The sequence below is a fragment of the Micromonospora sp. BQ32 genome, assembly GCF_059358895.1.
Genome location: NZ_JCADBI010000002.1, coordinates 238185 through 257814, shown reverse-complemented (window position 1 = coordinate 257814; position 19630 = coordinate 238185). Strand labels below are relative to the sequence as shown.

Sequence of the window (19630 nt, the reverse complement as noted above, 5' to 3'; positions counted from 1 at the left end):
AACTGCAAGATCGGCGCGGGCGGAGCGGCCCCGCCCCGCTCACCGAGATGGCCGCCCCGCCCCCGGCACGCGGAGTAGGTCACCCGTCGTAGTCGACCGTGAGCTTGTCGGTGGTCGGGCTGGACTGGCAGGTCAGCACGTAGCCGGCGGCCAGCTCGTCAGGCTCCAGCGCGTAGTTGCGGGCCATCGTGACCGCCCCGTCGACAACCTTCGCCTTGCAGGTCGAGCAGACGCCACCCTTGCAGGCGTACGGCAGCTCGCCGCGCACCTTCAGCGCGGCGTCCAGCACGCGTTCCTCGCGACCCATGGTGAAGCTCGACGACCTTCCGTCCAGCACGATCGTCACCTCGGCCCCGGCGCCCGCCTGGTCGACGGGTCGGCGCACCGGCTCCGGCGGCGTGTCGACGTGGAACAGCTCGGTGTGCACCGCCGACTCGGGCAGCCCGCGTGCGGTCAGCACGTTCCGGACGTCGACCACCATGCCGTACGGGCCGCAGAGGAACCACTCCTCGATCAGGTCGCCCGGCACGATGGTGCCCAGCAACCGGCTCAGCCGCTCGGCGTCGATCCGACCGGAGAGCAGCGGCGACTCGCCCTGTTCCCGGGAGAGGACGTGCACCAGGTGCAGCCGGGTGGGGTGACGGTCCTTCAGGTCGGCCAACTCCTCGGCGAACATCACCGTGTTCGCCGTGCGGTTGCCGTACACCAGGGTGAAGGTGCTGGCCGGCTCGACGGCCAGGGCGGTCGCGACCAGCGCGAGCACCGGGGTGATGCCGGAGCCGGCGACGACCGCGCCATAGTGCCGGGCGCGGTCCGGCGCGAACGCCGTGGTGAAGGTGCCCAGCGGCGGCAGCACCTCGACCGTGTCGCCACCGCGCAGGGCCCCGCAGGCGAACGCCGAGAAGGCGCCGCCGGGGATCTCCCGCACCCCGATCCGCAACCGGCCGTGCCGGGCCAGGTCGTCGGGGGTGGAGCAGATCGAGTACGACCGGCGCACGTCCGCGCCGTCCTCGGCAACTCGCCGGACCGTGAGGTGCTGACCGGCGCGAAACGCGAAGGTCTCCCGCAGTTCCTCGGGTACGGCGAAGGTCACCGCCACGGAGTCGTCGGTGAGCCGGTCGACGGCGGCGACGGACAACGGGTGGAAGACCGGCCGGCGGCGAACCGGGCGGGTGATGGTGACAGTCACAGCGCCTTCAGGTGGTCGAAGGGTTCGGAGCAGGAACGGCACCGCCACAGCGCCTTGCACGCGGTGGAGCCGAACCGGCTGACCTGCTCGGTCTCCGGCGAGCCGCACTGCGGGCAGCGGACCGCGAGGGTCAGCGACACGACGCCGGCGGTGGGCACCGGGGCCGGCGGGGCGATCCCGGCGGCGGCGAGTTTGGCCCGCCCACCCTCGGAGATCCAGTCGGTGCTCCACGGTGGGCTGTAGACGGTCCGGACTTCCGCGTCCGGGTGGCCGGCAGCGGCGAGCGCGCGGCGGATGTCGGCCCGGATCACGTCCATCGCCGGGCAGCCGGTGTAGGTCGGGGTGATGGTGACGGTGACCCGGCCACTGGCCGGATCCTCCTCGACCGCGCGCAGGATCCCCAGCTCGTCGATGGTGATGACCCGGATCTCCGGGTCCACGACGCTCGCGGCGGCCTCCCGCGCGCTCGCCCTGCCGGTGCCGGCCGCGGCTGCCGGGCTCGCGCTCCTCCCGCTCACCAGTGCGCTCCGGGGTGGGCCCGGTGCAGCACCTGCATCTCGGCGAGCAGGTAGGCCAGGTGCTCGGTGTGCACACCGGCCCGCCCGCCGGCCGGGGCCCAGGCGCTGTCCGGCTGGGCGAGCGTCGCCTCGGCCAGCACCGGGCCGACGACCCCGTCGAACGCCGGCCGCAGGGTGGCCGGGTCGACCGGCGCCGCCGGGTCCGCGGCGAACAGCTCATGGGTGTACGGCCACACGTGGTCCACAGCCGCCTGCATCCGACGATGCGACTCCTCGGTGCCGTCACCGAGCCGCTTCACCCACAACGCGCCGTGGTCCAGGTGGTACGCCGACTCCTTGCGCGCCTTCGCGCCGATCGCGGCCAACCGCTCGTCCGCGCAGTCCGTCAGTGCCGTGTACAGCGGCAGTTGGTACGCCGCCAGGAAGAACAGCTTCGCCATCGTCACCGCGAAGTCGCCGTTGGGCAGCTCGACCAGGAGCGCGTTGCGGAACTCGCGATCGTCGCGCAGGTACGCCAGCGCGTCCTCGTCGCGGCCGGCGCCCTCCAGCTCGCCCGCGTACGACAGCAGCAGGCGCGCCGCGCCGAGCTGGTCGAGGGCGATGTTGGCCAGCGCGATGTCCTCTTCCATCTCCGGGGCGCGGGTGGTCCACTCGGCCAGCCGCTGGGCCGTGATCAACGCGTCGTCAGCGAGCGCGAGGGTGAAGTCGAAGGGCCCGTTCACGCGTTCACCTCGCTGTGCTCGGCGGCCACGTTGCTGCGCTGGCTGGTTCGCTCGCTCCGCTCGCTCACAGGTGGGCCACCCCGTCCGGCACCTCGTAGAAGGTGGGGTGGCGGTAGACCTTGTCGGCGGCCGGGTCGAAGAAGGCGTCCTTCTCGTCCGGGCTGGACGCGGTGATCGCGCCCGCCGGCACCACCCAGATCGACACGCCCTCCTGGCGGCGGGTGTAGAGGTCGCGGGCGTTGCGCAGGGCGAGCTCGGCGTCGGGGGCGTGCAGGCTGCCGACGTGGGTGTGCGACAGCCCGCGCCGGGCCCGCACGAAGACCTCCCAGAGCGGGGTGTGTTGCGTCATGCTGCGACCGTCTCCTTCTGTCCCGCCCGCTTCGCGGCGTACGCCGCTGCGGCCTCGCGTACCCAGCTGCCATCGGCGTGCGCGGCCCGGCGGTGGGCCATCCGCTCGCGGTTGCACGGCCCGTCGCCGGAGATCACCCGCATCAGCTCGTCGTAGTCCGGCTGGGTGTAGTCGTACGCCTGCCGCTCGTCGTTCCAGCGCAGGTCCGCGTCGGGGATGCGCAGCCCGAGAATCTCGGCCTGCTGGACGCACATGTCGACGAAGCGTTGCCGCAGATCGTCGTTCGAGAAGCGTTTGATCTTCCAGACCATCGACTGGGCGGAGTGCGTGGAGTCGCCGTCCGGCGGGCCGAACATGGCCAGCGACGGGTACCACCAACGGTCCACCGCCTCCTGGGCCATCGCCTGCTGCCCGGGGGTGCCGTGCGCCAGGGTGTGCAGGATCTCGTACCCCTGCCGCTGGTGGAACGACTCCTCCTTGCAGACCCGGATCATCGCGCGGGCGTACGGGCCGTAGGAGCAGCGGCAGAGCGGCACCTGGTTGACGATCGCGGCGCCGTCCACCAACCACCCGATGGCGCCCACGTCGGCCCAGCTGAGGGTGGGGTAGTTGAAGATCGAGCTGTACTTCTGGCGGCCGTCGAGCAGCAGCTGGACCAGCTCGTCGCGGCTGATGCCGAGGGTCTCGGCGGCGGCGTAGAGGTAGAGGCCGTGACCCGCCTCGTCCTGCACCTTGGCCAGCAGGATCGCCTTGCGCTTGAGCGACGGCGCCCGGCTGATCCAGTTGCCCTCCGGCTGCATGCCGATGATCTCGGAGTGGGCGTGCTGGGCGATCTGCCGGATCAGCGTCCGCCGGTACGCGTCGGGCATCCAGTCGCGGGGCTCGATCTTCTGCTCGGCGTCGACCACCTCGGCGAAGTACGCGGCCAGGTCCTCGTCCGGCGCGGGCCCGCCACGCCGCCCGCGCGCCGCCGCTGCCCGCAGCTCGGCCTCGGCGGCCTCGACCTCGCCCAGCAGGCCGCCGGGCGCCTCGTCCGGGGCACCGTTCGGGGCGGAGAAGTCGTTGCCATACATGAGGCTAAGTGTTACAGCTTACGCCGCGTTGCACCAGGGGGTGTAACAGGAATCCGAGCATCCCATCTGTAAGCGGATGAGCGCTTTGCGCTACCTAACTGCCGACGAATCGCCGTGACGTGGGCCACGAGACAAAGGTGAATCCCTGCAAAAACCTCATAGCGGCCCCATATCCCGCCTTTATCCCGGGTTGCCTAGTGTCGAACCCTGGCGGGTCAGCGAACCGGACGTAGACTTTCGCCGTCACACCGATCGGCTTGAGACAATCGCCGCCAGACACAGGCCATCTCCCCCCGGCCATGGCGATCAGCCGATACGTCCGGACAACAAGCCGGTCCCCCCGGCCCTGACACCTGGAGTTCACCCACTCATGCGATCCCGCGTGACCCTGGTGCTCGCCATCACGGCGGTCGTGCTCGGCGGCGTCCTGCTGGTCCCCACCGCGTACGCCCGACTCGCCAGTGACGGCAGCGGCGGAGGCGGCGGAGGCGGTACGTCGAGCGTCGCCGCGCCCGCACCCACCCCACCACCGCCGCCCACCCTGGCGGCCGGCCCGGTGTCGGTGAGCTTCAAGGGTGAGTTCCTCTCGTGGGCCCTGCTGGACCGGAAGACGGGCAAGATCTCCGGGTCGCCGAACATGACAGCGACCAGCTCCACCGAATCGATGATCAAGGCGTGGATCGTCTCCGACTACCTGCGGCAGCTCGGCGACAAGGAGCCGCCCGCAGCGATGAAGACGATGGCTAGCCTCGCCATCGTCGACAGCAACGACGGGGCGGCCAACAAGATCCACGCCGCTGCGGGTGGCTCCTACAAGCCCTCGTCGAGCAGCATTCCCGACGCGGTGATCCAACGAGCGATCAAGATCTGCGGGCTGACCGACACCAAGCGTGGCAACGTCAAGCCGTACACCGGCTACTGGAGCTTCACCCGGATGTCCCCCCGCGACGCGGCCCGGGTCGGCGACTGCATCGCCGACGGTAAGGCCGCCGGCCCGAAGTGGACCAAGTGGGTGCTGGACCAGATGAGCAAGGTCAGGGGCACCACCGCGACCAAGGATCAGCGGTCCTCGTCCGGCGGTGGCCGCTGGGGGATCATCGACGGGCTACCCAAGTCGATCACCTCGCAGGGTCCGGTCAGCATCAAGAACGGCTGGACCCCCCTCAACTACGACGGCAACTGGCACGTCAACTGTCTCGCCGTCACCAGCAAGTGGAGCCTCGCGGTGATGCTGCGCTACCCGATCAGGAGCGGTCTGGACTACGGCGCGAAGGTCTGCGCCAGTGTGACCACCCAACTGGTCACCCCGCAGCCGGGCGCCGCCCTCAAGGTGCCGCAGCAACCGGTCGGCAAGCTCTGATGGCCGGCAACCGTCGGGTGGACCGCCGCGGCAGCGGCGAGACCTCCCCGATTCGGCTGATCGCCGTCGCGGTCATCCTGATCGGGCTGGTGCTGGTGTCGCTGCGGCTGCTGCCCGGGTCGCCGTTCGAGTCGTCCGCCGCCGCCAGGTGGGGTGACGCCGGCTCCAGCACGAGCGACCGCCCCACCGATGCCGGCACCGACCGCAGCGCCCGCCAGCCGTCCTCGCCGTCACCGAGCCCCAGCCCGTCGCTGGAGCCGCTGCCCTTCGTGGCCAAGGACCTCAAACTGGACATCGAGGGCTGGTATTCCTGGAGCGTCCTCGACCGCCGCACCGGAAAGATCATCGGTTCGAAGAACATGGCCGAGACCAGCACGACCGCCTCGCTGATCAAGGCCTGGATCGTCGCCGACTACCTTCGTCGCGCGGCCGACGCCGGCCAGGCCCCGAGCGACGCGAAGCTCGCCGACGCGACGCGGATCATCCGGGACAGCGACAACACCCGGGCCGAACAGTTCTACAACCAGGTCGACCGGGACGCCTCGATCAAGCGGCTCATCTCCATGTGCAAGCTGACCGACAGCAGCGTTGCCCCCGACGGCGGCTGGAGTCGGACGGCGCTCTCCCCCCGAGACACCGCCCGGATGGGCAACTGCATCGCCACCGGCACCGCCGCCGGGCCGAAGTGGACCAAGTGGCTGCTCAACGAGATGAAGCTGGTTCGCGGCGCCGGCGACTTCGGTATCCGCAAGGCATTCCCGGCCGCCGAGCAGAAGAAGATCGCCATCAAGAACGGGTGGATCGACCGGACCAAGGAGCAGGAGATGCACATCAACTGCCTGGCCATCGGTGACACCTGGACGATGGGCGTGATGGTCAAGTACCCGATCAACATGGGCTACGACTACGGCATGAAGAACTGCGAGAAGATCACCGAGGCACTGCTCCGCCCCGGTACCTGAGCCGTCCACTCCGACCCGGGCCCGACGCTCTGACGGGCCCGGTGCTCTGACGGGCCCGGTGCTCTGACGGGCCCGGCGCTCTGACGGGCCCGGCGGCAGCGGTCAGCCGGCGAAGAACTCCGGGCCGCCGTCCGGCAGCGCCGGGGCCTCGCCGATGGCGGCGGCCCGCCGGGCCCACTCGCGCAGCCCGGCGACCTGCCGGTCGCCCAGGGAGAAGTCAAGAGTCCGGAAGTACGTGGCCAGCGTCTCCGCGTCGAACGTCTCCCAGCGGGCCGCCGCCTCGGCGACCTGGTCCAGCTCCGCCAGGCAGAGGTCCCGCGAGCGCAGGAAAGCCTCGTGCACCTCCTTGACCAGGCCCGGGTGGGCGGCGGCGAAGTCGCGGCGGACCGCCCAGACGGCGAAGACCATCGGCAGCCCGGTCCACTCCCGCCACGCCTGCCCGAGGTCGGTGACCGTGAGACCCTTCTGCGGCGCCTCGTAGTACGCCCGCAGCGCCACGTCCCCGATCAGCACGGCGGCGTCGGCCTCCAGCAGCATCTGGGTCAGATCCGGCGGGCAGCGGAAGTACTCGGGCCGCACGTCGTACTGCTCGGCGAGCAACAGCTGAGCCAGCATGACCCCGGTCCGCGAGGTCGAGCCGAGCGCGACCCGGGCGCCGTCCAACTCGGCGAGGGGTCGGGTGGAGACCATGTTGACCGAGAGCACCGGCCCGTCGCTGCCCACCGCCAGGTCCGGCAGGAGCAGCAGTTCGTCGGCGTGCTTCAGGTACTCCAACAACGTGATCGGGCCGACGTCGAGGTCACCGGCGACCAACGCCGCGCTCAACCGGTCCGGCGAATCCTTGTGCAGGTCGACGTCGAGCAGCGCACCGGAGCGCATCAGACCCCAGTAGATCGGCAGGCAGTTCAGGAACTGGATGTGCCCGACTCGCGGGCGTGCGATGCGCTCAGCCATGGCCCGACCGTATCCCCGGCGTCCGGCTCCGGCTCGGCGGGCCGGCCCGGAGTGGCCAACCCCGCACTTGACCGGCTGATTGCCGGTCGGCTGCCGGCAGGTCGCCGCGAGCAGCACCATCAGGCTGCGCACAGCCAGAGTGGCCAGCACCCCACGTACCAACGCGCCGTCGTCGTCAAGCCGCCTGGCCAGTCGTACGGCGAGCCAGCGGCGGCTCACAATGATCGACGAATTTTAGCTCCCATCCATTGATCAACACTAATCCGAAAGTGTCGTACATCAGTTCTATTCTGGCTTCATGTTGGAGGCGTTGGCGCAGATGGGCGGTGCGGTTGACGACTGCACCGAGACTGCGCCCTGGGGGCTCTCCGATGACGAGTTGCTTGCTTCTCTCGACGCGACTCAGGCGCTGGCGCAGCGGCTGACCACTGTTCAGCTCGGTCTGGTCCGCGAGTTGGACGGTCGCGGGTTGGCGGTCGCCCAGGGCGCCTCGTCCACGGCGGTCTGGCTGCGGGATCGGCTCCGGCTCTCCGGTCGCACTGCGCGCCAACTGGTCCAACTCGCCGCCACCATCGACGCCGCCCCGCCAGCGGTGCGCGACGCGCTGCTCAGCGGTGCCATCACCGTCGAGCAGGGGCGGGTGGTGGCCGAGACGATCGCCGCCCTCCCGGTGGAAGCCGGTCCCGAAGTGGCGGACAAAGCCACCCAACTCCTGGTCACCTGGGCTGACCGTTTCGATCCGACAAGCCTGAGCCGGCTCGGCGAACGCGTTCTCACGCACGTCGCCCCGGAGCTGGCCGACCAGGCTGAGCTCAAGGCTCTGGAGCGGGCCACCGAGCGGGCCGAGGTCCGCCGGCACGTCACGCTCGCCGAGCAACAGAACGGGCAGGTACGCCTCAGCGGCAACCTCGACACCGAAACTGCGAGCCTGCTGCGCGAGGCCATCGATCCGCTCTGCGCCCCAGCCGGTGAGCACGACGACCGCAGTCCTGGTCAGCGCCGCGCCGACGCGTTGGGCGAGATCTGCCGACTGGCGCTACGCACCGGTCAGCTGCCCGACAACGGTGGCGACCGTCCGCAACTGGTGGTGACCGTGTCGCTGGACGAGCTGGTCAACGGCGTACGAGCCGGAACGCTGGAGACGGGCACCCGCCTCACGCCCGGCGCGATCCGCCGCCTGGCCTGCGACGCTGGCGTGCTGCCCGCTGTGCTTGATGGCAACAGTCAGGTGCTGGACGTCGGTCGCCAGCGCCGGCTCTTCACCGGGCCGTTACGGCGCGCGCTGGTCCTGCGGGATGGCGGTTGCGCCTTTCCTGGTTGTGACCGGCCACCAAGGTGGTGCGACGGTCACCACATCCGACACTGGGCCGACGGTGGCGTGACGGCGCTGGGCAACGCGGTGCTGCTCTGCGGCTACCACCACCGGTTCATCCACCGCGGCGACTGGACGGTCCGTATCGCGGCAGACGGTCAGCCTGAGTTCCTCCCGCCCAGCTGGCTCGACCCGCTGCGCACTCCACGTCGCAACCTCTACCACCGGCGCTGCTGATGCCACCGACCACACCCGCACCGCCCGCGCCCGCGCCCGCGCCCGGCGACCGGCGACCGGCGACCGGCGACCAGCGACCAGCGACCAGCGACCAGCGACCAGCGACCAGCGACCAGCGACCAGCGACCAGCGACCATACATTCCTGCTGGCCCTTGCCGCCCCAGCCGCGCCTCCCGGTGATCGACTCCGCTTCCTGGAAACCGCGGTGTCGCAGCGACCCCGACACCGCGACTTCATGAAAATCGAGTCGATCACGGCACGTGCAGGGGGCGGGGCACGACGGGGGCACGGCGCCGCGCGGGGCAGGGGCGCACGTGCGGGTGCACGGAGCAGTGCGCGAGGCACGGCGCACGGGGCGGCGGAGGCACGGCCCAGTGCGCGGGGCACGGCGGGCCAGGGGCGCCTGACCCCGCGTTTCGTCGGCTGGGCCGAACCCCGCTGAGTGCGCGGGGCACGGCTCGGGACGCACGGCGGTCAGCGCGGGACGCAGGGGATCAGCGCGGGACGCAGGGGAACGGCGCGGGGGCGAACAGCGCGGGACGCAGGGGAACGGCGCGGGGCGAACGGCGCGGGACAGGGCGCGGGGGGGTGGTCGCCCGGCGGCACCCGACCTCGGCATCGCGGCGATCTCGATGCCGGCCCACCTGTCAACACGCCGCTTCGGCGGCTCCGCGACCGGGCAACACGCCGTCTCGGATGGGTGGTGGCGTCGGTAATTTGCTGGCTGCGGAGGGGCGAGCAGCGTAGGGTTGCACCCCGCTTGACGGCCGAGGTGAGCTGCACCGGAACGGACGTCTTCGCGCCGGGCGGCCGGCCATCCGCCCCCGGACACGCGAGCGCGCAGCAGATGTGAACGATGGGACGTCAGCATGCCCGCACTTGACCTCGACACCCAGCTCGACACCGACCTCGACGCGGACCTGGCCGCCGAACGCGCGCACCTCACCACCTCGCGGGCGGCGCTGGCTCGGATGCGGGCGCGGGCCGAGTCTCTCTTCGCCACCGGTGACCAGGTGGCCGGCGACGCGTACGCGGCCGAGACGCTCGGCCGCACCCTGGCCCGTCGGGTGGCCGAGCTGGCCGATGACCCGACCACTCCGCTCTTCTTCGGCCGCCTCGACTTCGCCGACGCCACGAACGACCGAACCACCGACAGCGGCACCACGGACCGCAGCACCACGAACAGCGGCACCACGGACAACGGCACCACGAACAGCAGCACCACCGACAGCAGGACCACGAACAGCGGCAGCACGAACACCAGGCCGACAGCCAGCACGACCACGAGCGACCCGACCGCACCCAACACCAGCGGTGATCATCACGGGCGGCGGTATCACGTGGGGCGGCGGCACGTCACTGACGAGCATGGCGAGCCGTTGGTGCTGGACTGGCGGGCGCCGGTTTCCCGTTCGTTCTACCGGGCCAGTGTGCGGGATCCGCAGGGGGTGGCGGTCCGGCGGCGGTTCGGGTTCAGCAGTGGCGTGCTGACCAGCTTTGAGGATGAGCGGCTGGATCGGGGCGAAGAGCTCGGTACGACCAGTCGGATCCTCACCGCTGAGATCGAGCGTCCGCGCGTCGGGCCGATGCGGGACATTGTCGCCACGATCCAGCCGGAGCAGGACGAACTGGTCCGGGCTGACCTGGCCGACTCGATCTGCGTACAGGGTGCGCCGGGTACCGGGAAGACGGCGGTGGGTCTGCACCGGGCCGCGTACCTGCTCTACCTGCACCGGGAGCGGTTGCGGCGGGCGGGTGTGCTGATCGTCGGGCCGAACCGGGCGTTCCTGTCGTACATCGCGGCGGTGTTGCCGGCGCTCGGTGAGGTCGAGGTTGAGCAGGCCACGGTGGAAGAGTTGATTTCTCGGGTGCCGGTTCGGGCGGTCGAGGCGCCGACGGTGGCCGCGCTCAAACACGACGTACGGATGGCGAGCGTGCTGCGGCGCGCGGTGCAGGCACAGATCGGCACCCCGACCGAGTCGATCACCGTGTCGGACGGTTCGTTCCGCTGGCGGATCGGGGTGGAGCCGTTGCACCGGATCGTCGAGGAGACCCGCCGGGAGGGGCTGCCGTACGCCACGGGTCGGGAACGGGTCCAGGCCCGGGTGGTGAGCCTGCTGCAACGGCAGGCCGAGGCGCGGCGTGCGGAGTCGCCCAGCGACGCCTGGCTACGTCGGATGAGCCGCTGCCGGCCGGTGCTCGACTTCCTGGACGCGGTCTGGCCGGCGCTCACCCCGGAAGGGCTGGTGCACGGCCTGCTCTCCGATCCGGTCCGGCTCGCGGCGGCGGCGGATGGCCTGCTCAGCGACACCGAGCAGGCGCAGCTCACCTGGGCCAAGCCGCCCCGTACCCCGAAGGCGACCCGTTGGACCGCCGCCGACGCGGTGCTGATCGACGAGGCGACCGGGCTGCTGGAACGGCTCTCCGGGTTCGGGCACGTGGTGGTGGACGAGGCGCAGGATCTCTCCCCGATGCAGTGTCGGGCCATCGCTCGGCGCAGCGAGCACGGCTCGGTCACCCTCCTCGGTGACCTCGCCCAGGGCACCGCGCCGTGGGCGGCGACGGACTGGAGGGAGTCCCTTGCCCACCTGGGCAAGCCGGACGCGGTGGTGGTGCCGTTGACCGTCGGTTTCCGGGTGCCGGCCGCGGTTGTCGCATTCGCGAACCGGCTGCTCCCGGCGCTCGCGGTGAACGTACCGCCGGCCGAGTCGCTGCGCCACGACGGCGGCCTGGACGTGCGTACGGTGACCGACTTGACCTCGGCGACGGTGGCCGAGGTGCGCGCGGCGCTCACCAACGACGGCTCGGTCGGTGTGATCGCCGCGGACGACGCGGTCGACGGCCTGCGCGCGGCGCTGGCCGAGGCCGGCGTGCAGACCGCGACCGCCGACGACGTGGCGGCCGCGGAGCGGGTCACCGTGGTGCCGGCGACCCTGGTCAAGGGCCTTGAGTACGACCATGTGGTGGTGGTCGAGCCGGCCGCGATCGTCGCGGCGGAGCCACGCGGGCTGCACCGGCTGTACGTGGTGCTCACCCGGGCGGTGTCCCGGCTGGCGGTGCTGCACGTTGCGCCGCTGCCCGCCCCACTCGTCGGCGAGTCGGTCGGCGGGTCAGTCGGCTGACAGGGCCGCCGCGATCTCCCGCAGTGGGCGGCCGGAGTCGGCCAGCGGCACGTGGAACGACAGCCACGACCCGTCGGCGAAGTCGATCCGCAGCCGCTTCCAGTTCAACCGGTACCTGCCGACCCGGGCGGCGACGGTCGCTCGCGGGACCGACCCGAGCAGTTCGATGTCGGTCTGCGCCCGTTCGTCCGCGGCTGAGGTGGAGAGCAGGCCGACGGGTGCGGTCGCGCCGAGCAGCAGCCGCTGGTCGGTGACTCCCAGTACGAGGTTGCGGAGGCCCGAGCCCTTCGCCGCCACGGTCAGGGCATGGTGCAGCACGGAGGCTTGGGAATCCGGTTCGCCTCGACCGCCGACACCGAAGAAGAGCCAGTCGACGGCGCTGTCCGCCCGGCCGAAGGTGATGTTCGGTGACAGCACGTTGAGCAGGACGCCCAGAAAGCCCGGCCCACCCGTGGCGGGTGGCGTCGACGGCTGCGAGGGCGGCGCCGGGGTCAGCCCGGCGCCCGCTCGCACCTGGGCCACCGCGCGAACGTGCTCCCCGGCCGGAAGCAGTCGGGCGATCCCCTCCACGTACCGTGCCTGGCTCTCGTCGACCGTCATCGGTGCCCCTCGTGGTCGTCGGGCTGGCGTGGACCGGCGCCCGGCGAGCCGATGACCTCACCGACCAACTCCCGGACCTGGGCCGCGGCGGCCTCCTGGGCCCGGTTCGCGGCAGCGGTGAACTCCTCGGCCAGGCTGTAGGAGTCCAGTCGCATCGCCCGCGCGTTCAGCTCGGTAGAGACGATCTTGCCGTCGGCGGCGGCGGTGACCCGCACCAGGCCGGAGTCGCTGACGCCCTCGGCGCTGGTCTGTTCCAACTCCGCCATCCGGTCGGCGAGTTGCCGCTGCCATCCGTCCAGGTTGCGAGCCAGCGCCTCGATTCGGTCCAGGGCGGGGAAGGTCATGGCTGCCTCTCAGTTCAGGATGGAGTCGAAGACATTCTGCACACCCACTGTGTACGGGCCCAGGTCCTCGCTGTATGTGCCGTCGACCAGGTAGTTGCGGTCCTTGTGCCCGTCGGAGATGTCGCGCAGGCCCACACCGGTGTCCAGCAGAGCGCCGCCGAACCCGGGGATGTTGACCGGCGAGACCTGGTTGATGACGAACTTGCCCGGAAAGAGGGTCTTGAACTTCTCGACCTGGAAGGCACGCCCCTCGGGCGTCCAGCCGCTCTTGCTGAGCAGCTTGTACTGCTTCTTCCGCTGTTTGAGCTCCATGACGGTGTCCGCGTACTTGCGGAGCTGCCCGGCGACCTTGGCCAACCGGGCGGCGAGGCGGGTGAGCACCTCGGCGAACCGGGCAACGATCTTGACCATCCGACCGACGGTGGTGGCCAGCCGGGCCAGCACCCGGACCACCGTGGCGGCCAGTGAGACGCCGGCGCTCAGCGCCGCGGCCACCGCCGCGATGATCACCTCGGTGAGGAACCAGAGCAGGAACTCGAGGATCAGCTCGACCAGCAGGTTGAACGCGTCCACCGCCGCGTTCGCCGCCTCGACCAGCACGTCCTTGGTGCCGTCGAGCCCCTGGGCCAGCTCCTCGATCGCCGCCTCCACCGACTCCATCGAGGCATGGAAGCTCTCGGCGGCGTCGCCCGTCCAGGCGCCGCGCAACCGGGCCCGGTCGGCGATCTGGTCACCGGCGATCTCCCGGACCGCCGCGCCGGTGTCCAGGCAGAGCTGCGCGGCCCGCATCAGGTCGTCCGGTTCGCCGGCGACCAGCTCCAGCAGCTGCTCGAACGGCCAGAGCACCGCGTTGGAGAGCGGCTTGAAGGGTTCGGGCGTGCCCGACACGATCTGCTCGAAGTAGGTCTTGTTGCGCTGCAACGCCTCGCTGCTCATGCGGGCACCGGCCCGTTCGGAGCACCGGTGCCACCGGACCTGGGGCCGGGTGCGATGACGTCGGAAGCGGGCGGGCGGCCGGGTACGAACAGGTCGGTGTTTGCCGCGTCGGTGCCGGTGTAGGCACCGGCGGTGTCGGTGATCCCCTCCGCGATGTCCGCCATCATCTCGGCGCCGTCGGCGAGCCCTTGCAGGCACGCCTCGAACTGCTCGGCGTACGTCGCCGCGAGGTTGAAGGACGCCGGCATCACCCCGAAGGCGTGTCGTGGCACGTGCCCGTCGCCGAAGGCGCGGTGCAGCTCGCGGAAACGGGCCGCCCGATCCTTGGACCCCGCGGCGAACGCCGTCAGCGCCTCCGGCTGGACTTCCAGCTCATTGCTCGGGCTTGACACGCACCCTCCCCTGTGGCCTGTGCGACGGATCAGTCGTCACGACCCCCCACCATAGGCACTGCTCGCCGCGAGCGGGGGTCCCGTCGGTGATGACGGGGTCACCCATCTCGACTTTGTATCGTAAAGTAGTTTGCGTGGACCTCGACGATGATTCACCACCCACCGATCCGGCGGCGGCGCTCCAGCTGATCCAGGACCAGCGGGCCGCCACGGCACGCCGCCTCGATCCCGACGCCCGGCTGCTCTACTGGCCGTGGGGTGCCGCCTGGCTGGTCGGCTTCGGGCTGTTCTTCCTGCGGTTCACCCCCGGCGAGCGGGCGCTGGTCGACCTGCCGAGCTGGCTGCCGCTGACCGTCCTCTTCGTACTCTTGCTGGCCGCCGCCGCGGTGCAGGCGACGGCCATGGAGCGCGCCTACGACCAGGTGACCGGTGACTCCGCGCGGCGTGGCCGCTGGTACGGGTACGCCTGGGGCCTGGGTTCGCTGAGCGTCTACGCGGGGCTCGGCCGGATCAGTGGGCACCTGCCGGACGACCTGGCGGCGCTGCTCTGGTCGACCACCGCCGTCGGGCTGATCGGCGCGCTACAGATCGCCGGCGGTGCGATCTGGCTGAACCGGGACCTGTTCCGGCTGGGCGTCTGGATCACTGTGATCAACCTGATCGGCGCGTTCGCCGGGCCGGGCTGGCACGCACTGGTCGTGGCGGTAGCCGGCAGCGGCGGGATCCTGGTGGCCGGCGCGCTCGCCCGACGACGACAGCAGCAGTTGTCGTGACCGAACTGGATCCGGTCATCCACGCGCAGGCCCGGCTGCGGGTGGTCGCCAGCCTCTCCGCCCTCGGCGAGGGCGACAAGATCGCGTTCCCCCGCTTGCAGGAGCTGCTGGCGATGACCGCCGGCAACCTCTCGGTGCACCTGCGCAAGCTTGAGGACGCCGGCTACGTGGAGATCAGCAAGACCCACCGTGGACGCACCCCGGCGACCCTGGTCCGGCTCAGCCGGCGAGGCCGGCTGGCGTTCGAGGAGTACACCGAAGCGATCCGCGCCCTGCTCGACCCCACCACGTCGAAGGAGCAGTCATGACCCTCGCCCGCGCCGACCAGGCCAGCCGCCGGTACGGCGACGTCCTCGCCCTCGACCGCGTCGACCTGGAGGTCCGGGCCGGTGAGCTGGTCGGCCTGCTCGGGCCGAACGGCGCCGGCAAGAGCACTTTGCTGAACCTGTTGGTGGGCCTGCGCCGTCCCAGCTCGGGGCGGGTCGAGCTGTTCGGCCGCGACCCCCGCGACCCGGCGAGCCGGCGACAGATCGGGGTCACCCCGCAGGAGACCGGTCTGCCCGGCACGCTGCGTGTCGGGGAGGTCGTCGACTTCGTCTCCGCGCACTATTCCGACCCGGTGCCCCGGGTGGAGCTGCTCGACCGCTTCGGCCTCGCCGACCTGGCCCGGCGGCAGACCGGTGGGCTCTCCGGCGGGCAGCGCCGCCGGTTGGCGGTGGCCTTGGCGTTCGTCGGCCGGCCCCGGTTGGTGCTGCTCGACGAACCGACCACGGGCCTGGACGTGGCCGCCCGGCACACCCTGTGGGACGCGATCCGGGCATTCCACGACGACGGTGGCACCGTGCTGTTGAGCAGCCACTACCTGGAGGAGGTGGAGGCGCTCGCCCACCGGGTGGTGGTCATCGGGCAGGGTCGGGTGCTCGCCGACGACAGCGTGGACGCGGTACGCGGCATCGTGGGCGTACGCCGGGTCAGCCTCGTCGCCGATGACCTGCCCGACCTGCCCGGGGTGGTGCGCACCGAACGGATCGACGGTCGGCTGCACCTGCTCACCACCGACGCCGACGAACTGGTCCGAGCGCTGGTCACGGCCCGGACTCCGTTCACCGACCTGGAGGTACGGCCCACGTCGCTGGAGGAGGCGTTCCTCGCCATCACCAGCGGAGAAGCGCCCAGCGGGGACGCGCTCGCCAGCACCGGCCGACCCACCACCGCCGCTGCCGGCGGCCGACCCACCATCGTCTGAGGAGGCGACCGTGCAGCTCGCCCTGGTCCACGCCCGCTACCAACTCCTGGAGATCATCCGGATTCCGGTGGCCGTCTTCGGCAGCGCCTTCTTCCCGGCCGCCGCCATGATCTTCTTCGTGGTGCCGTTCGCCGGTGACGATCCGGTCGGCGCCACCTACGCCACCGCGTCGATGGTCACCTTCTCGGTGATGAGCGCCAACATCTTCCAGTACGGCGTCGGTGTCGCCGAGGACCGCGACCAGCCCTGGAACCCGTACACCCGGACCCTGCCGGCCGGGCCGACGCCGCGGTTCGCCGGCCGGGTGCTGGCCGGCCTGGCGCTGACCTACCTCTCGCTGATCCCGGTCGTGGTGATCGGCGCGACGCTGACCGCTGCCCGGCTCACCCCCGCGGCGATCCTGCTGACGCTCGGCACCGTGGCCGTCATCTCGGTGCCGTTCACGCTGATGGGGCTCGCCATCGGCTACTCGCTGCCGAGCAAGGCGGCGATCGTGGTGGCGCAGGTGGTGTTCCTGCCGCTGGCGTTCGGCGGCGGCCTGCTCTCCGCGCCGGGCGACGCGCCCGGGTTCATCGAGACGATCGCGCCGTACCTGCCCACCCGGGGCGCGGCCGAACTGATGTGGGCGGCGGTGGGCGACCACGCCGTGCGGCCGCTGGCGCTGATCATGCTCGGGGTCTGGGTGGTGCTGCTCGCCACGCTCGCCGGCTGGGCGTACCGGCGGGACGAGGGTCGCCGGTTCAGCTGACGATTCGCCCGTTTCCGCCCCGGGCCGCAGCGGGACGGTGCCAGGATTCCGGCAGGGGGCACCGTGGCCGCCCGGGCCGAGAGGGGTCTTGACGTGAGCACCGTCCCGCCGGGTACGCCCTGCTGGGCCGACCTGGCCACCCCGGACCTGACCGACGCGCGGCGCTTCTACCCGGAGCTGTTCGGTTGGACCGGCCAGGTCACCCCGGAGCCCGAGGCGGGCGGCTACACGGTCTTCCTGCTCGACGGTAGGCCGGTGGCCGGCGCCGGCCCGCCCGCGATCCCCGACCAGATTCCGATCTGGTCGACGTACCTCGCCACCGACGACGCCGAGCTGGTCGCCGGCCGGGTCGAACGGGCCGGCGGGCAGGTCGTCGTACCACCGTTCGAGGTCTTCGACCGGGGCTGGATGGCGGTCTTCGCCGACCCGGCCGGGGCCACCTTCAGCGTCTGGCAGCCGCTGGCCATGGCCGGTGCCGAGGTGTTCAACGTGCCCGGCGCGATGAGCTGGAACGAGCTGGTCACCCCCGACCCCGAGGGCGCGAAGGTCTTCTACGAGCTGGTGTTCGGTTGGCAGCCCGACGACCAGGCGGTGGGCGCAATGACGTACACCGGGTGGCGGCTCGGTACGCAGATCGTCGCCGGGATGATGCCGCCGCTGGCCGACGACTTCCCGGCCGACCTGCCCGCGTACTGGACGGTGTATTTCGCGGTGGCCGACGCGGACGCCGCCGCGGCCCGCGCCTCCGAGCTGGGCGGAACGATCCTGGTCCCGCCCCGCGACATCCCGGCGGGCCGATTCGCCGCCCTGCGCGACCCGCAGGGCGCCCTCTTCTCCGTCATCGACCTGGGCCCCTGACCCAGCGCCACCCCGGCTCAGGGACGGGTGGGGCGGACCGGGACCACCAGGGGACCGTGGGCACCGGGGACCACCCGGACGCTGGCCCGGTAGTGGGTGGCGAGCAGCTCCTCGGTCAGCACCTCGGGCGGAGTTCCGGCGGCCACCACCCGACCGCCGGCGAGCATCACCATCCGGTCGGCGTACTCGCCGGCCAGGGAGAGGTCGTGCATCGTGGCCAGGACGGTCAGGCCGTGCTCGCGGCGTAGCTGGTCGACGACTTCGAGCACCTCCTGCTGGTGCCCGATGTCGAGCGCGCTGGTCGGCTCGTCGAGCAACAGCAGCGTCGCGCCCTGGGCGAGCGCGCGGGCGAGGAACACCCGCTGCCGTTCGCCGCCGGAGAGGGTGGCGAGTTCGCGCCGGTGGAAGCCGGCGAGGTCCAACCGCCCCAGCACCTCGTGCACGGCGTCGACGTCGGCGGTCGACTCCCGACCCAGGGTCGGGATGTACGGGGTGCGGCCGAGCAGCACGTAGTCCAGCACCGACATGCCGGGCGGCACCACCGGGGACTGTGCCACCGTGGCCACGATCCGGGCGCGGTCCCGACGGCGCAGCGCGGCGCTCGGCGTACCGAAGAGGGTGATCGCCTTCGGCGCGGGCAGCAGGCCGCCGACGGCGCGCAACAGGGTGGATTTGCCGGCGCCGTTCGGGCCGATCACGGTGACCCACTCGCCGACGGCGACGGTGAGATCGACGCCGGTCAGGATCGGCGTGCCACCGAGGGCGACATGCAGCCCGCGCACCTCGACGGCCGGCGCGGCGTCGGCGGGCGCACCGTCGGCGGGTTCGCGGCTCACGTGAGCACCCGGCGGGCGGTCCGCAGCACGAGGACGAAGAACGGGCCGCCCAGCAGGGCGGTCACCACTCCGATCGGCAGCTCGGACGGAGCGGCGGCGGTGCGGGCGACCACGTCGGTCAGCGCCAGGAACGCGCCGCCGAACAGCAGTGACATCGGCAGGATCACCCGGTAGCTGGACCCGGCGAGCAGCCGGACGGTGTGCGGCACGATGATGCCGACGAAGCCGATCAGCCCGGTCGCGGAGACCGCCGCCGCGGTGCCCAGGGAGGCGGCGGCGATCAACAGGTAACGGGTGCGCTGCGGGTGCAGGCCCAGGCTTCTCGCCTCGTCGTCGCCGACCGCGAGGACGTCCAGCTCGCGGCGGTGCAGCAGCACCACCACGCTGGTCAGCGCGGCGTACGGCAGCACCAGCAGCACGTCGTGCCAACCGGCGGTGGCCAGTCGGCCGAGCAGCCAGGAGTAGACCGGCTGGATGCTGTCGGCGTGGCGTTGCAGGAGGTACGTCTGCCCGGCGGAGAGAAACGCGGAGACCGCCACCCCGGCCAGGATCAGCATCGCCGGTGAACCGCGTCGCCCGCCGGCCGCGCCGAGCACGTAGGTCATCGTGACGGCCAGCAGGGAACCGGCGAACGCGGCCAGCGGAATGGTCATCGGCAGCCCGGAGAGCGTGCCCTGCCGGCCGGCGCCGCCGAGGGCGATCGCCGCGGTGACCGCGAGGCCGGCGCCGGCGGCCACCCCGAGCAGGTACGGGTCGGCCAGCGGGTTGCGGAACACCCCCTGGTAGCAACCACCGGCGAGGGCGAGCAGACCGCCGACGAGCAGGCCGAGCACCACCCGGGGCAGGCGCAGCTCGGTGACGATGGCGATCTCGCGCTCGGTCAGCCCGCTGTCCAGGTGCACCCCGGGAAACAGGTTGAGCAGCTCGGCGGCGACGCTGCCCGGGGGCAGGCTCACCGGGCCGAGCGACACCCCGACGACGAGCGCGACCAGCACCGCGAACACCCCCGCGACCAGCCACCGCTTGCGCAGCCCGGCAGGCCGGGCCACGGACAGCGGCCCGGCGGGCCGGGCCACGGACGACTGCCCAGCGGGCCGG

General features: G+C 71.7%; 21 protein-coding genes. 9 read left to right on the top strand and 12 right to left on the bottom strand.

Annotation, left to right across the window (positions count from 1 at the left end; genetic code table 11):
• Positions 1-79: 79 nt before the first annotated feature.
• The 5 genes from paaE to paaA form a co-directional block, all read right to left on the bottom strand.
• Complete coding sequence (paaE, locus tag AC5L30_RS04795) at positions 80-1189, bottom strand: 1,2-phenylacetyl-CoA epoxidase subunit PaaE (protein WP_494865637.1); 1110 nt, start codon at positions 1187-1189, stop codon at positions 80-82.
• A complete protein-coding gene (paaD, locus tag AC5L30_RS04790; RefSeq protein WP_494865636.1) occupies positions 1186-1707 on the bottom strand; it encodes a 1,2-phenylacetyl-CoA epoxidase subunit PaaD in 522 nt (173 codons plus the stop codon). Before paaD ends, paaE begins: the two co-directional genes overlap by 4 nt.
• Positions 1704-2429 carry a 1,2-phenylacetyl-CoA epoxidase subunit PaaC gene (paaC, locus tag AC5L30_RS04785; protein ID WP_494865635.1) on the bottom strand — a complete coding sequence of 242 codons (726 nt, stop codon included), beginning with the start codon at positions 2427-2429 and terminating at the stop codon, positions 1704-1706. The genes paaD and paaC overlap by 4 nt, the downstream gene beginning before the upstream one ends.
• A 64-nt stretch (positions 2430-2493) precedes the next feature.
• Entirely contained in the window at positions 2494-2778 is a 285-nt protein-coding gene (gene paaB, locus AC5L30_RS04780; RefSeq protein ID WP_091395615.1) for a 1,2-phenylacetyl-CoA epoxidase subunit PaaB, read from the bottom strand.
• The gene (gene paaA, locus AC5L30_RS04775) at positions 2775-3851 is read right to left on the bottom strand and encodes a 1,2-phenylacetyl-CoA epoxidase subunit PaaA (protein ID WP_494865633.1); all 1077 of its coding nucleotides are present in this window, start codon (positions 3849-3851) and stop codon (positions 2775-2777) included. Before paaA ends, paaB begins: the two co-directional genes overlap by 4 nt.
• Before the next feature lie 370 nt (positions 3852-4221).
• On the opposite strand from paaA, the gene AC5L30_RS04770 reads away from it, so the two are divergent.
• Entirely contained in the window at positions 4222-5211 is a 990-nt protein-coding gene (locus AC5L30_RS04770) for a hypothetical protein (RefSeq protein ID WP_494865631.1), read from the top strand.
• Positions 5211-6173, top strand: coding sequence for a serine hydrolase (locus tag AC5L30_RS04765; RefSeq protein WP_494865629.1), 963 nt, complete (start codon positions 5211-5213; stop codon positions 6171-6173). The genes AC5L30_RS04770 and AC5L30_RS04765 overlap by 1 nt, the downstream gene beginning before the upstream one ends.
• Positions 6174-6275: 102 nt before the next feature.
• Here AC5L30_RS04765 and AC5L30_RS04760 read toward each other — a convergent pair whose 3' ends face one another.
• Positions 6276-7127: a menaquinone biosynthetic enzyme MqnA/MqnD family protein gene (locus AC5L30_RS04760; protein WP_494865627.1), complete on the bottom strand. Its 852-nt coding sequence runs from the start codon at positions 7125-7127 to the stop codon at positions 6276-6278.
• 298 nt (positions 7128-7425) lie between these two features.
• On the opposite strand from AC5L30_RS04760, the gene AC5L30_RS04755 reads away from it, so the two are divergent.
• A complete protein-coding gene (locus AC5L30_RS04755) occupies positions 7426-8676 on the top strand; it encodes an HNH endonuclease signature motif containing protein (protein ID WP_494865625.1) in 1251 nt (416 codons plus the stop codon).
• Positions 8677-9546: 870 nt separating this feature from the next.
• Positions 9547-11799 carry a HelD family protein gene (locus tag AC5L30_RS04750; protein WP_494865623.1) on the top strand — a complete coding sequence of 751 codons (2253 nt, stop codon included), beginning with the start codon at positions 9547-9549 and terminating at the stop codon, positions 11797-11799.
• On the opposite strand, the gene AC5L30_RS04745 is transcribed toward AC5L30_RS04750, so the two are convergent.
• From AC5L30_RS04745 to AC5L30_RS04730, 4 genes are read right to left on the bottom strand one after another with little or no spacing between them, the layout of a single operon-like run.
• Positions 11788-12399, bottom strand: a complete 612-nt coding sequence (locus tag AC5L30_RS04745) for a hypothetical protein (protein WP_494865622.1) — start codon at positions 12397-12399, stop codon at positions 11788-11790. The genes AC5L30_RS04750 and AC5L30_RS04745 overlap by 12 nt on opposite strands.
• Positions 12396-12743: a YbaB/EbfC family nucleoid-associated protein gene (locus AC5L30_RS04740; protein WP_494865621.1), complete on the bottom strand. Its 348-nt coding sequence runs from the start codon at positions 12741-12743 to the stop codon at positions 12396-12398. Before AC5L30_RS04740 ends, AC5L30_RS04745 begins: the two co-directional genes overlap by 4 nt.
• Before the next feature lie 9 nt (positions 12744-12752).
• Entirely contained in the window at positions 12753-13679 is a 927-nt protein-coding gene (locus AC5L30_RS04735; protein ID WP_494865620.1) for a WXG100 family type VII secretion target, read from the bottom strand.
• Entirely contained in the window at positions 13676-14071 is a 396-nt protein-coding gene (locus AC5L30_RS04730) for a type VII secretion target (protein WP_494865619.1), read from the bottom strand. Before AC5L30_RS04730 ends, AC5L30_RS04735 begins: the two co-directional genes overlap by 4 nt.
• Positions 14072-14205: 134 nt before the next feature.
• On the opposite strand from AC5L30_RS04730, the gene AC5L30_RS04725 reads away from it, so the two are divergent.
• From AC5L30_RS04725 to AC5L30_RS04705, 5 genes are all read left to right on the top strand, one after another.
• Positions 14206-14844, top strand: coding sequence for a transporter (locus AC5L30_RS04725; protein WP_494865618.1), 639 nt, complete (start codon positions 14206-14208; stop codon positions 14842-14844).
• Positions 14841-15152 carry a transcriptional regulator gene (locus tag AC5L30_RS04720; RefSeq protein ID WP_494865617.1) on the top strand — a complete coding sequence of 104 codons (312 nt, stop codon included), beginning with the start codon at positions 14841-14843 and terminating at the stop codon, positions 15150-15152. The genes AC5L30_RS04725 and AC5L30_RS04720 overlap by 4 nt, the downstream gene beginning before the upstream one ends.
• On the top strand, positions 15149-16090 hold the full coding sequence (locus tag AC5L30_RS04715; protein ID WP_494865615.1) for an ABC transporter ATP-binding protein: 942 nt from the start codon (positions 15149-15151) through the stop codon (positions 16088-16090). Before AC5L30_RS04720 ends, AC5L30_RS04715 begins: the two co-directional genes overlap by 4 nt.
• 10 nt (positions 16091-16100) lie before the next feature.
• Entirely contained in the window at positions 16101-16838 is a 738-nt protein-coding gene (locus tag AC5L30_RS04710) for an ABC transporter permease (protein ID WP_494865614.1), read from the top strand.
• Between the two features lie 93 nt (positions 16839-16931).
• The gene (locus tag AC5L30_RS04705) at positions 16932-17696 is read left to right on the top strand and encodes a VOC family protein (RefSeq protein WP_494865613.1); all 765 of its coding nucleotides are present in this window, start codon (positions 16932-16934) and stop codon (positions 17694-17696) included.
• Positions 17697-17713: 17 nt separating this feature from the next.
• On the opposite strand, the gene AC5L30_RS04700 is transcribed toward AC5L30_RS04705, so the two are convergent.
• Positions 17714-18532: an ABC transporter ATP-binding protein gene (locus AC5L30_RS04700; RefSeq protein ID WP_494865611.1), complete on the bottom strand. Its 819-nt coding sequence runs from the start codon at positions 18530-18532 to the stop codon at positions 17714-17716.
• Positions 18529-19608 carry a FecCD family ABC transporter permease gene (locus tag AC5L30_RS04695; RefSeq protein WP_494866077.1) on the bottom strand — a complete coding sequence of 360 codons (1080 nt, stop codon included), beginning with the start codon at positions 19606-19608 and terminating at the stop codon, positions 18529-18531. Before AC5L30_RS04695 ends, AC5L30_RS04700 begins: the two co-directional genes overlap by 4 nt.
• Positions 19609-19630: the final 22 nt, after the last annotated feature.

Bases quoted from the DNA above. Each gene is read 5' to 3' on its own strand.
- paaB (WP_091395615.1), bottom strand. From the start codon at position 2,778: ATGACGCAACACACCCCGCTCTGGGAGGTCTTCGTGCGGGCCCGGCGC.
- paaA (WP_494865633.1), bottom strand. From the start codon at position 3,851: ATGTATGGCAACGACTTCTCCGCCCCGAACGGTGCCCCGGACGAGGCG.
- AC5L30_RS04770 (WP_494865631.1), top strand. From the start codon at position 4,222: ATGCGATCCCGCGTGACCCTGGTGCTCGCCATCACGGCGGTCGTGCTC.
- AC5L30_RS04765 (WP_494865629.1), top strand. From the start codon at position 5,211: ATGGCCGGCAACCGTCGGGTGGACCGCCGCGGCAGCGGCGAGACCTCC.
- AC5L30_RS04760 (WP_494865627.1), bottom strand. From the start codon at position 7,127: ATGGCTGAGCGCATCGCACGCCCGCGAGTCGGGCACATCCAGTTCCTG.
- AC5L30_RS04755 (WP_494865625.1), top strand. From the start codon at position 7,426: ATGTTGGAGGCGTTGGCGCAGATGGGCGGTGCGGTTGACGACTGCACC.
- AC5L30_RS04750 (WP_494865623.1), top strand. From the start codon at position 9,547: ATGCCCGCACTTGACCTCGACACCCAGCTCGACACCGACCTCGACGCG.
- AC5L30_RS04745 (WP_494865622.1), bottom strand. From the start codon at position 12,399: ATGACGGTCGACGAGAGCCAGGCACGGTACGTGGAGGGGATCGCCCGA.
- AC5L30_RS04740 (WP_494865621.1), bottom strand. From the start codon at position 12,743: ATGACCTTCCCCGCCCTGGACCGAATCGAGGCGCTGGCTCGCAACCTG.
- AC5L30_RS04735 (WP_494865620.1), bottom strand. From the start codon at position 13,679: ATGAGCAGCGAGGCGTTGCAGCGCAACAAGACCTACTTCGAGCAGATC.
- AC5L30_RS04715 (WP_494865615.1), top strand. From the start codon at position 15,149: ATGACCCTCGCCCGCGCCGACCAGGCCAGCCGCCGGTACGGCGACGTC.